Genomic DNA, 12445 nt, shown 5'->3' on the forward strand with positions numbered 1-12445 from the left:
CACTGCGTCCATCATTGCTCGAATAACACACGTCAGCGGCTAAGCCCGTGATGAGGATATAAAAATGCGCGTTCTGGTCTTGGGTAGCGGTGTCATTGGGGTGACCAGTGCCTACTATTTGGCGCGGGCCGGCTTCGATGTCGTGGTGGTCGACCGTCAGCCTGCCGCTGCCATGGAAACCAGTTTCGCCAACGCCGGCCAGGTGTCCCCTGGCTACGCCTCGCCATGGGCCGCGCCGGGTGTGCCGCTCAAGGCTATCAAGTGGTTGCTGCAGCGCCACGCGCCGCTGGCGATCAAGGCAACCGCCGATATCGATCAATACCTGTGGATGGCGCAGATGCTGCGCAACTGCACGGCCAGCCGCTATGCTGTGAACAAGGAGCGCATGGTGCGCCTGTCCGAGTACAGCCGCGACTGCCTCGACGAATTGCGTGCCGAGACCGGCATTGCCTACGAAGGCCGCAGCCTCGGTACGACCCAGCTGTTCCGCACCCAGGCCCAACTTGACGGTGCCGCCAAGGATATCGCGGTGTTGAAAGAGTCCGGCGTGCCGTTCGAACTGCTTGATCGCGCCGGTATTGCCCGTGTTGAACCGGCCCTGGCCAGCGTTACGGATATCCTCGCCGGTGCTTTGCGGCTGCCGAATGACCAGACGGGCGACTGCCAGATGTTCACCACGCGCCTGGCCGAGATGTGCAAGCAGTTGGGTGTGGAGTTCCGTTTCGAGCAGGACATCCAGCGCCTCGATTACGCCGGTGATCGCATTAACGGTGTGTGGATCGACGGCAAGCTGGAAACCGCCGACCGCTATGTACTGGCCCTCGGCAGCTACTCGCCGAAGCTGCTCAAGCCCCTGGGGATCAAGGCACCGGTTTACCCGCTCAAGGGCTACTCGCTGACCGTGCCGATCACCAACCCGGCAATGGCGCCCACCTCGACCATTCTCGATGAGACCTACAAGGTCGCGATCACCCGTTTCGACAACCGTATTCGTGTCGGCGGCATGGCTGAAATAGCCGGTTTTGACCTGTCGCTGAATCCACGTCGACGTGAAACCCTGGAGATGATCGTCAACGACCTTTATCCTCAGGGCGGCGATTTGGCCCAAGCCAGTTTCTGGACCGGTCTGCGTCCGACCACACCCGACGGCACGCCGATTGTCGGTGCCACCCCATTCAAGAATCTGTTCCTGAATACCGGTCACGGCACGCTCGGCTGGACCATGGCCTGTGGCTCTGGCCGCTTGCTGGCCGACCTGATGGCAAAGAAAACGCCGCAGATCAGCGCCGCCGGCCTCGATATTTCCCGTTATGGCAATCACCAGGAGTCCGCACAACATGTCAATCCAGCGCCAGCTCACCAATGAGCGCATGAGCCAGATCGTGGTTCACAGCGGTACCGTGTATCTGGCCGGGCAAGTCGGCGACGACCTGAGTGCCGGGATTGAACAGCAGACCCGTGAAACCCTGGTCAATATCGAGCGTTTACTGGACCTGGCCGGTACCGACAAGTCCAGGTTGCTGTCGGTGACCATCTACCTGAAGGATATTGACGCCGACTTCGCCGGCATGAACGCGGTGTGGGACAAGTGGCTGCCCAAAGGCGTCGCTCCGGCCCGTGCCACGGTTGAAGCCAAATTGTGCGAGCCGCAAATCCTGGTAGAGCTGTCCGTCGTGGCGGCGCTGCCTTAGCAACGATCCCTCTCCCGGCGCCGACGTTGTTGGTCGGCACCGGTTTTTCTTCACCTTGCTGCCTAGAAGCCTGCCGCCATGCGTCCAGCCCGTGCCCTGATCGACTTTCAAGCCTTGCGCCACAACTACCAATTGGCCCGTGAAGTCACGGGGGCCAAGGCGCTCGCCGTGATCAAGGCCGATGCCTACGGCCATGGTGCCGTGCGCGTGGCCCAGGCACTGGAAACCGAAGCCGACGGGTTTGCCGTGGCGTGCATCGAGGAAGCCCTGGAACTGCGTGCCGCCGGCATTCGCGCGCCGGTGCTGTTGCTGGAAGGCTTTTTTGAGGCGGACGAGTTGCCGCTGATCATCGAACAGGATTTGTGGTGTGTGGTGCATTCGTTGTGGCAGCTTGAGGCCATCGAACAGGCCAAACTGAGCAAACCGCTGACCGTGTGGCTCAAGCTGGACTCGGGCATGCACCGTGTCGGCTTGCATCCCAAGGATTATCAAGAGGCGTACCAGCGTCTGCTGGCCAGCGGCAAAGTCGCGAAGATCGTGTTGATGAGCCATTTTGCCCGCGCCGATGAGCTCGATTGCGTCAGCAGCAACGAACAAGTCACGGTATTCGAAGCAGCTCGCCAAGGCTTGGCTGCCGAAGTCAGCCTGCGTAACTCCCCATCTGTATTAGGCTGGCCAGGCGTGGCCAGCGACTGGGTACGCCCAGGCATCATGCTCTACGGCGCAACGCCATTTGGCGAAGACCAGGCCTTTGCCGCACGGTTGCAGCCGGTGATGACCCTGGAGTCCAAAATCATTTGTGTACGCGAACTGCCGGCTGGCGAACCCGTGGGCTATGGCGCCAGGTTTGTCACGCCCAAGCCGATGCGCATCGGAGTGGTTGCCATGGGCTATGCCGACGGTTACCCCCGCCACGCGCCAACCGGTACGCCGGTGCTGGTGGCGGGCCAGCGCAGCCAACTGCTGGGGCGCGTGTCCATGGACATGCTGTGTGTCGACCTTACCGACTTACCCCAAGCGGGCCTTGGCTCAACCGTGGAGTTGTGGGGCAAGAACATCCTCGCCAGTGACGTCGCCACTGCTGCCGATACCATTCCCTACCAGATTTTCTGCAACCTGCGCCGGGTGCCAAGGCTCTATTGCGGCGCTTGATGGCCGGATACGAATGCAGCTGCTCGGGATTTAGGCCCAAGTGTTGTAAATACTGAACGCTGTCGCCATGATAACGCTCAATTACAACAAAGCCTGAATCCTAGGAGGCTCCTGCATTGGACGTCGGCGAACGACTGCAATCCATCCGTAAACTCAAAGGTCTTTCCCAGCGCGAGCTTGCCAAGCGCGCGGGCGTCACCAACAGCACCATTTCGATGATCGAGAAAAACAGCGTCAGCCCCTCGATCAGCTCCCTGCGCAAGGTGCTGGGCGGTATCCCCATGTCCATGGTCGAGTTCTTTTCCGAGGAGATCCTCCAGGAAATACCGACGCAGATCGTCTATAAAGCCAATGAGCTGATCGACATCTCTGACGGTGCCGTCACCATGAAACTGGTGGGCCGGGCGCACCCGAGCCGGGCCATCGCCTTTCTCAACGAAATTTACCCGCCGGGCGCCGACACGGGCGAAGAAATGCTCACCCATGAGGGCGAGGAAACCGGGATTCTGCTGGAAGGTCGCCTGGAATTGGTGGTCGGTCTTGAAACTTTTGTGCTCGAAGCTGGCGATAGCTACTACTTTGAAAGCACCAAGCCCCATCGTTTTCGCAACCCGTTCGATGTGCCGGCGCGACTAATCAGCGCAGCCACGCCCGCGAACTTTTAACAAAAGAGGCGCCCTGCCAGCGTTGCAGAGGCTCCCATTGCACTATCCGTGTGGCCGTATCTCCCTTTATTTAATAGGGTTGTTTCGGCAGCCCGGGCTAACCGTTATACTTTCGCCGCCTGCGAAACCGTGGCCGCAGGCGTGAATAGCCACCATTGAGGGTGAACGCGTGAACCTAATTATGAAAATGCTGGCTGCACCAGCAACCGTACTGGCCCTATGGGCTGTCAGCGCTCAAGCTGCGACCAATGATGACATTGCCAAGCGCCTGGAGCCTGTAGGCCAGGTGTGCGTCCAGGGCCAGGAATGCAAGGGCATGGAAGTGGCCGTGGCAGCGGGCGGTGGCGGTGCGAAAACACCGGACGAGATTATCGCCAAGCACTGTAACGCGTGCCACGGTACTGGCCTCTTGGGTGCGCCCAAAGTTGGCGACACCGCCGCCTGGAAAGAACGCGCCGACCACCAGGGCGGCCTCGATGGCATCCTGGCCAAGGCCATCACCGGTATCAACGCCATGCCACCCAAAGGCACCTGCGCTGATTGCTCGGATGAAGACCTCAAAGGCGCCATCAAGAAGATGTCCGGCCTGTAATCAGACGATCTTCGCCAAAAATGCCGCTTACGAGCGGCTTTTTTGTGCTCGCGATTTGTGTTTCGACGCTGTTCATTGCAGCAAAGACCCGGCAAGCTCGGTCCAACTCCAATTCATGGAATGTTCGGGAGCAGTCCGATGGTGCAGTTGTGTTCAATCGAGCAAGCAGTTGACGACGTAATGGCGCGGTTGCCGGCGCATATCCACATGGGCATGCCGCTGGGTCTTGGCAAGCCCAATCTGTTCGCCAACGCGCTGTACCGGCGTATTGCCAAACTGCCGGAGCGGGCGCTGACGATCTACACCGCGTTGAGCCTGGGCCGCCCGACGATGGGCGATGGCTTGCAGAAGCGCTTTCTCGAACCGTTCATCGAGCGGGTGTTTGGTGACTACCCTGAACTGGACTTCCTCGCCGACCTGCACAAGGACAGCCTGCCGAAAAATATCCAAGTGCAACAGTTTTTCATGCAGCCCGGCAGCCTGCTCCACAGCACTTCGGCGCAGCAGGATTACGTCAGCAGCAACTACAGCCATGCCGCCCGCGACATCAATGCTGCCGGCCTGAACCTGGTGGCGCAACTGGTTGCCAGCAGCGCCGAGCATCCTGATCGCCTGAGCCTGAGCTGCAACCCGGATATCACCCTCGACCTGCTGCCGATGATCGCCAAGCGCCGCGAAGCCGGGGAAACCATCCTCGTTGTCGGCCAGGTCCACAGCGATCTGCCCTACATGCCCGGCGACGCCGAGTTGGGCATGGACGCGTTCGACTACCTGCTCGATGAAAAAGACAGCACCACATTGTTTTCCACGCCGAACATGCCGGTGGGCTTCCAGGATCATTTTATTGGCCTGCACGCCAGCACCCTGGTACGTGACGGCGGCACCTTGCAGATTGGCATTGGCTCCATGGGCGATGCGCTGACCGCCGCCTTGCTGGCGCGCCAGGCCGATAACGAAGCCTATCGATTGCTGCTGACGGACCTGGATGTGTATCAGTGGGCGCCACTGATCAGCCGTGAGGGCGGTGTCGAGCCTTTCGCACGTGGTCTTTACGGTTGCAGCGAGATGTTCGTCAACGGGCTGTTGGTGCTGGCGGATGCGGGGATTGTGCGCCGCAAGGTCTACCCGGATGTGGCGACCCAGACGCAGGCCAACGAAGGCACTCTGGACGATGCGGCGCAACCCGATGGCGTGTCGATCCACGGTGGCTTCTTTCTAGGGCCGCGCAGTTTTTACCAGCGCTTGCAGGAAATGACCCACGCCAAGCGTCTCGAATTCAACATGACTGCCATCAGCTATATCAACGAGCTGTACGGCCAGGAAGAACTCAAGCGGCTGCAGCGCCTGGATGCGCGCTTTATCAACAGCGCAATCATGGTCACATTGCTCGGTGCCGGCGTGGCCGACCAGCTGGAAGACGGTCGCGTGCTCAGCGGTGTGGGCGGGCAATACAATTTCGTTGCCCAGGGGCATGCGCTGGACGGTGCGCGTTCAATCCTGATTTTGCGCAGCTGGCGGGAGTCGGCGGGCGAGGTCAGTTCCAATATTGTCTGGGAGTACGGCCACTGCACCATTCCCCGGCACCTGCGGGATATCGTCATTACCGAGTACGGCATTGCCGACTTGCGCGGGCAGACGGATGCCAAGGTGATCGAAGCGCTGCTCAATATCACCGACTCGCGTTTCCAGGGCGACTTGATTGAGCAGGCACAAAAGGCCGGCAAGCTGCCCAAGGACTTCCAGCTGGATCCGCGCTTTGCGGACAACACGCCGGAACGCCTCCAGGCGATTCAGGCCAAGCATCGACGGTTGTTCCCGGAATACCCGTTGGGCAGTGATTTCACGGATGAGGAGCGGGACTTGTTGCGAGCGCTGAACTGGCTCAAGAGCAAATTCAAGCTGACGGAGATTCTGGAGTTGGGCAAGGCGGCACTGGATGCACCGGAGCCGCAGGCGTATCCCGAGCATTTGGTACGGATGCGTCTGGATAAGCCGGAGGGGTTTAAAGAGGATTTGTATCAGCGGCTATTGCTTGCTGGGCTACAGGCCACCGCCCGCTGACAGGCAACACAAATCAAATGTGGGAGCTGGCTTGCCTGCGATGAGGGCCTGACAGTCGATATCTCTGTCGTTTGACACTCCGCTATCGCAGGCAAGCCAGCTCCCACACGTTGATTTAGTCGATGAAGGTCACGACACCACCCGCCAAGGACTTCACCCGCGCCAGCGACTCAACCCGATAACCCTGCGCATCCAGCTCCGCACGCCCACCCTGGAACGACTTCTCGATCACGATCCCCAAGCCCGCAACAGTCGCGCCGGCCTGCTTGATGATCGAAATCAGCGCCTGGGACGCTTTGCCGTTGGCCAAAAAGTCATCGATCACCAGCACGCGGTCGCTGCTGGTCAGGTGGCGTGGGGAGATCGCCACGGTGCTTTCGGTTTTCTTGGTGAAGGAATACACCGTTGCCGACAGCAGGTTTTCCGTCAGGGTCAACGACTGCTGCTTACGCGCGAAGATCACCGGTACACCCAGGTTCAGCCCGGTCATGATCGCCGGTGCAATACCTGAGGCTTCGATGGTGACGATCTTGGTGATCCCCGAATCCTTGAACAGCGCGGCGAATTCGTCGCCGATCAGTTTCATCAGTGCCGGGTCGATCTGGTGGTTCAAAAAGGCGTCGACCTTGAGAACCTGATCGGAAAGCACGATGCCTTCTTCGCGAATTTTCTTGTGCAGTGCTTCCACGGAAAGCTTCCTCTGATGGCGCAGCAGGCGCCGAAAGTAGATTGAAAAGTAGTCGATTCTAGCGCTTTAGCATTGCGCGTATATCCGCCAGGGCGGTGTTGCCGCGAACGGCCTTCACCTCGGTGGGGGTGTCGTCATTGCCTTCCCAGGCCAGGTCATCGGGCGGCAGCTCGTCAAGGAACCGGCTGGGGGCACAATCGATGACTTCGCCGTATTGCTTGCGCTTGGCGGCAAAGGTGAAGGCCAGGGTCTGACGTGCGCGGGTGATGCCCACGTAGGCCAGGCGCCGTTCTTCCTCGATGGTGTCGGCTTCGATGCTGGAGCGGTGTGGGAGGATTTCCTCTTCCATGCCCATGATGAACACGTAGGGAAATTCCAGGCCCTTGGAGGCATGCAAGGTCATCATCTGCACGCCTTCGGCGCCGTCTTCCTCTTCCTGCTGGCGCTCAAGCATGTCACGCAACACCAGCTTGCCGATGGCGTCCTCGACGGTCATTTCGCCGTCTTCGTCTTTTTCCAGGGTGTTCTTCAGCGCTTCGATCAGGAACCAGACGTTGCCCATGCGGTAATCCGCGGCCTTGTCGCTGGAACTGTTGGTGCGCAGCCAGTTTTCATAGTCGATGTCCATGACCATGCTGCGCAGGGCGCTGATCGGGTCTTCGCCGGCGCACTGTTCGCGCACCTTGTCCATGAAGCGCTTGAAGCGCGACAGGCGATCTGTGAAGCGCGTGTCCAGGTGTTCGCCCAGGCCGATTTCGTCGGTGGCGGCATACATGGAAATCTTGCGTTCGGTGGCGTAGTTGCCGAGCTTTTCCAGGGTAGTGGAGCCGATTTCCCGGCGCGGTACGTTGATCACCCGCAGGAAGGCGTTGTCGTCGTCCGGGTTCACGATCAGCCGGAAGTAGGCCATCAGGTCTTTTACTTCCTGGCGTCCGAAAAAGCTGTTGCCGCCCGACAGGCGATACGGCACCTGGTGGTGCTGCAGTTTCAGCTCGATCAGCTTGGCCTGGTAGTTGCCGCGATACAGGATCGCAAAGTCGCTGTAGGGCCGGTCGGTGCGCAGGTGCAGGCTGAGGATTTCCACGGCCACGCGTTCGGCTTCGGCGTCTTCGTTGCGGCAGCGGATCACGCGGATCTCATCGCCATGACCCATCTCGCTCCACAGTTGTTTTTCAAACTCGTGGGGGTTGTTGGAGATCAGCACGTTGGCGCAACGCAGGATGCGGCTGGTGGAGCGATAGTTCTGCTCCAGCATCACCACTTTCAGCGACGGGTAGTCTTCCTTGAGCAGCATCAGGTTTTCCGGGCGGGCGCCGCGCCAGGCGTAGATCGACTGGTCGTCGTCGCCCACCACGGTGAACTGGTTGCGCGTACCAATCAGCAACTTCACCAGCAGGTATTGGCTGGCGTTGGTGTCCTGGTATTCGTCCACCAGCAGGTAGCGTACCTTGTTTTGCCACTTCTCCAGGATGTCCTTGTGTTCCTGGAACAGCTTGACCGGCAGCAGGATCAGGTCGTCGAAGTCCACTGCGTTGAACGCCTTGAGCGTGCGCTGGTAGTGGGTGTAGACAATGGCGGCGGTCTGCTCCTTGGGGTTGCGTGCAGCTTCCAGGGCTTCGGCGGGCAGGATCAGGTCGTTTTTCCATGAGCCGATCATGTTCTTGATTTCGTCGACGCCGTCGTCGCCTGCGTATTCCTTCTGCATGATGTCGGTCATCAGGGCTTTGACGTCGGTCTCGTCAAAGATCGAGAAGCCGGGCTTGTAGCCCAGTCGCACATGCTCCTTGCGGATGATGTTCAGGCCCAGATTGTGGAAGGTACACACCGTCAGGCCGCGGCCTTCGCCGCCCTTGAGCAGGGTGCCGACCCGCTCTTTCATTTCCCGCGCCGCCTTGTTGGTAAAGGTCATGGCGACGATGTACTGGGCGCGGATGCCGCAGTTCTGGATCAGGTGCGCGATCTTGCGGGTGATCACGCTGGTCTTGCCGGAGCCGGCGCCGGCGAGCACCAATAGAGGGCCGCCGACGTAGTTCACGGCTTCTTGCTGCCGGGGATTGAGTCGGGACATACGGAGTTTTAGGAGTCGTTGTTCAAAAGGGCGGGCATTTTAACAGGCTGGCAAGATTCTGCTGCCTTAGAACGACGGTGTGACGTACCACTCGATCTAAATTTGCCGGTTTTGCTACTTTGCCGCAGGATGTGGGGAATACTCAGACTATTTTTCACAGTCTGCGTGTTTGATAACACCTATCATTTGTCACGCATTTATCATTGCCAGGCCGCACGTCATAATGCCATCGCTCACGAAATTTAGCAGAGTCTAGGGAGTTAGCTTGTCTACGCCTGTCGAACCCTTGCGTTTGCTGCTGCTGGCCGAAGAGCCTGCATGGGCAGCGTTGTTGCGCGAGTGCCTGGTGCCGATGGGCGAAGGGGCTGTGCTGATCAGTGCACCCAACTGGGACTCGGTGAGTCGTCTGTTCGATGACGATCAGGGCGCCGTGCTATTCACCACGCCCAGCCTGCAGCCCGGTCCTGGCCGCTGCAGCTTGCCGTGTGTATTGCTGTTGGAGCAGGAGCCGCTGGTGTCGCCGCTCGGTGTCAGCGACTGGTTGATCCTGAATGGGCTGGACCCTGAAACATTGCGCCGCTGCTTGCGCCATGTGCGCGAGCGCGGCGTTCTGGAGAACACCTTGCAGCGCTTGGCCGAGCAGGACCCGCTCACCGGTATCGCCAACCGCCAGGGCTTCCAGACACTGCTGGCGGCGCGGCTGGCGGACAACGAAGGCCGCGGCCTGGCTCTGGGCCATCTGGACCTGGACAACTTCCGTCATGCCAACGACGCCCTCGGCCACCAGGCCGGCGATCGGTTGATCCTGCAAGTGGTGTCGCGGCTCAAGAGCCAGCTCGAAGCCGGGGACCAGCTGGCGCGGCTGGGCAGCGATGAATTTGCCTTGCTGATCGACACCCGTCGCGCGCCCCAGCGTGCCGAGTGGATGGCCGAGCGCATCACCGAAGTGATGGCCGAGCCTTACTGGGTCGATGGCGAAAGCTTGTTGATCGGCTGCAGCCTGGGCGTGGCACATGCGCGCGCCCGCGCCGGCGCTGACCCGTTGATGTGGCACGCCCATATCGCCATGCAGCAGGCCAAAAGCACCCAGGGCTGCACCTTTCACATCTTCAATGAACGCATCAACCGCAACGCTCGCAGCCTGGCCGACCTGGAAAGTGAACTGCGCCGGGCTTTGCGCCGCGATGAGCTGGAGCTGCATTACCAGCCGCGCCTGGACTTGGACGACGGTCATATCGTCGGCCTCGAAGCCCTGGTGCGCTGGCGCCACGGTGAGCGCGGCTTGTTGCCACCCAGCGAATTCGTGCCGCTGGCCGAGCAGAGTGGCCTGATCGTGCCTTTGGGCTACTGGGTGATTTCCCGGGCCCTGCGCGACATGCAAGACCTGCGCGAACGCGGCCTGCCGCCGCTGCACATGGCCGTCAACCTGTCGTTTCGCCAGTTCCAGGACAGCCAATTGCTCTCCACGCTCAGTCGGCTGATTGCCGAGCGTGGCGTGGAAGCGCAATGGCTGGAGTTCGAATTGACTGAAACCGCGGTGATGCGCCGCAGCGATCTGGTCAAGCAGACCATGGACGCCCTGGGCCGCCTCGGCGTGCGGTTCTCCCTGGATGACTTCGGCACCGGGTTTTCGTCATTCGTGCACCTCAACAGCCTGCCGATCGCCTTGTTGAAGATCGACAAAAGTTTTGTCGGCGGCATGGAAGAGCGCGAAGAAAACCGCAAATTGGTACACGCGATGATCAACCTGGCCCACAACCTCAACCTGGAAGTGGTGGCCGAAGGCGTGGAGACACCCGAGCAGCTTGAGCTGTTGCGGTTGTTCGGTTGTGACCAGGCCCAGGGGTACCTGATCAGCAAGCCGTTGCCGTTGGCGGAACTGGTGGAGTACCTGATGTTTGGGCAAAGCCAGCAGGCGCTGTTGGGCTGAGCCTTCAAAGTGGTTCAAATGTGGGAGCTGGCTTGCCTGCGATAGCGGTCGTTCAGCTAATAATGATTAGCCTGACACACCGCTATCGCAGGCAAGCCAGCTCCCACATGGACCGCGTGCACTCGCTAGTCAGGCAGTGCCGCTTGGAATCCAACAGGAGCATCCGGCTCCCGCCGAATCATCCGCTTCATCTTCGCCTCAAACGCCCAGGTCAGGCTCACCGCCGCACACGCCAGCCCCAGTGCCAGGCCCCACCAGACGCCCGTTGGCCCCCAGCCCAAGGTGAACGCCATCAGCCAGGCCGAGGGCGCACCGATCAGCCAGTAGCAACCCAGGCCGACCAGGAAGGTGGTCTTGGCGTCCTTCAAACCACGGATACAGCCCATGGCAATGGTCTGCACACCGTCGAACAATTCAAACCACGCGGCGACGGCCAGCAGGCTGACGGCCAGGACGATGACGTCATGGAACGCCGGGTTGTCATGGTCGAGGAACAGCCCGATCAACGGGTCGGAAAACAGCCACAACACTACGGCAAATCCCAGCATTACCATGGCACCAAAGCCTATGCCGACCCGACCGGCCATGCGTGCCTGCAACAACTGCCCGGCGCCGTAATGCTGGCCGATGCGCATGGTCACCGCGTAGGACATCCCCGCCGGTACCATGAACGCCACCGAGACAATTTGCAGGGCAATCTGATGCGCGGCCAACTGGGTACTGCCCATGGTGCCCATGCACAACGCCGCAAAGGCAAACAGCCCGACCTCTACTGCATAGGTGCCGCCGATCGGCAGGCCCAGGCGCCACAGCTCGCGCAGGTAGTGGGTATTCAAGCGCAGCAGTCCAGTACCCAGCGGGTAGGCGGCGTAGGCGCGGTTGCTGCGGATGTACCACATCAATGCCAGCGCCATGCCGTTGGCGACGATGGCGGTCACCAGGCCAATGCCCATCAGGCCCAGTTTCGGCAGGCCGAACATGCCTTCGATCAAGGCGTGATTGAGCAGGTAGTTGACCACGGTGCCGCACAGGCTGATCACCATCACCGGCGTCGCCTTGCCGATCGCGCTGGTAAAGCCGCGCAGCGCCATGAAAGTCAGATAGCCGGGCAGGGCGAAAGGCAGGATGGTGAGGAATTGCCCCGCCGCTTGTACGTTGGTTTCGGTCTGGCCGAACATCAGCAGCACCGGCTTCAAGTTCCATAGCAGCAGCGCCGCTGCCAAGGCCATCAACCACGCCAGCCACAGCCCGGCCTGGGTGAGGCGCGTGGCGCCGTCGATATCGCCTGCGCCGTGACGAATGGCGACCAGGGTGCCCACCGCGGCAATCACGCCGATGCAGAAGATCGCCACGAACGAATAGCTCGCCGCGCCCAGGCCGCCGCCGGCCAGGGCTTCGGGGCTCAGGCGCGCCATCATCAGGGTGTCGGTCAGCACCATCAGCATGTGCGCCAACTGTGAGGCAATCAACGGCCCCGACAGCCGCAGAATGGCCCAGAGTTCGGTACGTGCCGGATGTTGCATGATCATCACACTCAAATAGTCAGGAAATGGGGGGAGATTGATTCTCGGCGCTTTGGGCGCTTTGCACAAAAGGAT

General features: G+C 60.5%; 10 protein-coding genes. 7 read left to right on the forward strand and 3 right to left on the reverse strand.

The annotated features are described in order from the left end of the window. Positions 1–64 precede the first annotated feature (64 nt). From dadA to TK42_RS10455, 6 genes are all read left to right on the forward strand, one after another. On the forward strand, positions 65–1366 hold the full coding sequence (gene dadA, locus TK42_RS10430) for a D-amino acid dehydrogenase (protein ID WP_103734162.1): 1302 nt from the start codon (positions 65–67) through the stop codon (positions 1364–1366). Beyond that, positions 1338–1691 (forward strand): RidA family protein, encoded by a 354-nt coding sequence (locus tag TK42_RS10435; RefSeq protein WP_005792470.1) that lies wholly within the window; start codon positions 1338–1340, stop codon positions 1689–1691. Before dadA ends, TK42_RS10435 begins: the two co-directional genes overlap by 29 nt. 78 nt (positions 1692–1769) lie before the next feature. Next, positions 1770–2843 (forward strand): alanine racemase, encoded by a 1074-nt coding sequence (gene alr, locus TK42_RS10440; RefSeq protein WP_103734163.1) that lies wholly within the window; start codon positions 1770–1772, stop codon positions 2841–2843. A 116-nt stretch (positions 2844–2959) separates the two neighbouring features. Continuing rightward, positions 2960–3508 (forward strand): cupin domain-containing protein, encoded by a 549-nt coding sequence (locus tag TK42_RS10445; RefSeq protein ID WP_005792468.1) that lies wholly within the window; start codon positions 2960–2962, stop codon positions 3506–3508. A 181-nt stretch (positions 3509–3689) separates the two neighbouring features. After that, the gene (locus TK42_RS10450) at positions 3690–4100 is read left to right on the forward strand and encodes a cytochrome c5 family protein (protein WP_032878737.1); all 411 of its coding nucleotides are present in this window, start codon (positions 3690–3692) and stop codon (positions 4098–4100) included. 138 nt (positions 4101–4238) lie between these two features. Further along, a complete protein-coding gene (locus TK42_RS10455) occupies positions 4239–6161 on the forward strand; it encodes an acetyl-CoA hydrolase/transferase C-terminal domain-containing protein (RefSeq protein ID WP_103734164.1) in 1923 nt (640 codons plus the stop codon). A gap of 115 nt (positions 6162–6276) precedes the next feature. Here TK42_RS10455 and TK42_RS10460 read toward each other — a convergent pair whose 3' ends face one another. Together TK42_RS10460 and rep are read right to left on the reverse strand one after the other, a co-directional pair. Beyond that, positions 6277–6849 carry a xanthine phosphoribosyltransferase gene (locus tag TK42_RS10460; protein WP_032878740.1) on the reverse strand — a complete coding sequence of 191 codons (573 nt, stop codon included), beginning with the start codon at positions 6847–6849 and terminating at the stop codon, positions 6277–6279. A 58-nt stretch (positions 6850–6907) separates the two neighbouring features. Further along, the gene (gene rep / locus TK42_RS10465) at positions 6908–8917 is read right to left on the reverse strand and encodes a DNA helicase Rep (RefSeq protein ID WP_032878742.1); all 2010 of its coding nucleotides are present in this window, start codon (positions 8915–8917) and stop codon (positions 6908–6910) included. 265 nt (positions 8918–9182) lie between these two features. On the opposite strand from rep, the gene TK42_RS10470 reads away from it, so the two are divergent. Continuing rightward, a complete protein-coding gene (locus tag TK42_RS10470) occupies positions 9183–10847 on the forward strand; it encodes a bifunctional diguanylate cyclase/phosphodiesterase (protein ID WP_103734165.1) in 1665 nt (554 codons plus the stop codon). Between the two features lie 125 nt (positions 10848–10972). Here TK42_RS10470 and TK42_RS10475 read toward each other — a convergent pair whose 3' ends face one another. Next, on the reverse strand, positions 10973–12376 hold the full coding sequence (locus TK42_RS10475; protein WP_103734166.1) for a NorM family multidrug efflux MATE transporter: 1404 nt from the start codon (positions 12374–12376) through the stop codon (positions 10973–10975). Positions 12377–12445: the final 69 nt, after the last annotated feature.

Source organism: Pseudomonas sp. GZJR-8, from assembly GCF_002916705.1.
GTDB classification, from domain to species: Bacteria; Pseudomonadota; Gammaproteobacteria; order Pseudomonadales; family Pseudomonadaceae; genus Aquipseudomonas; species Aquipseudomonas synxantha_A.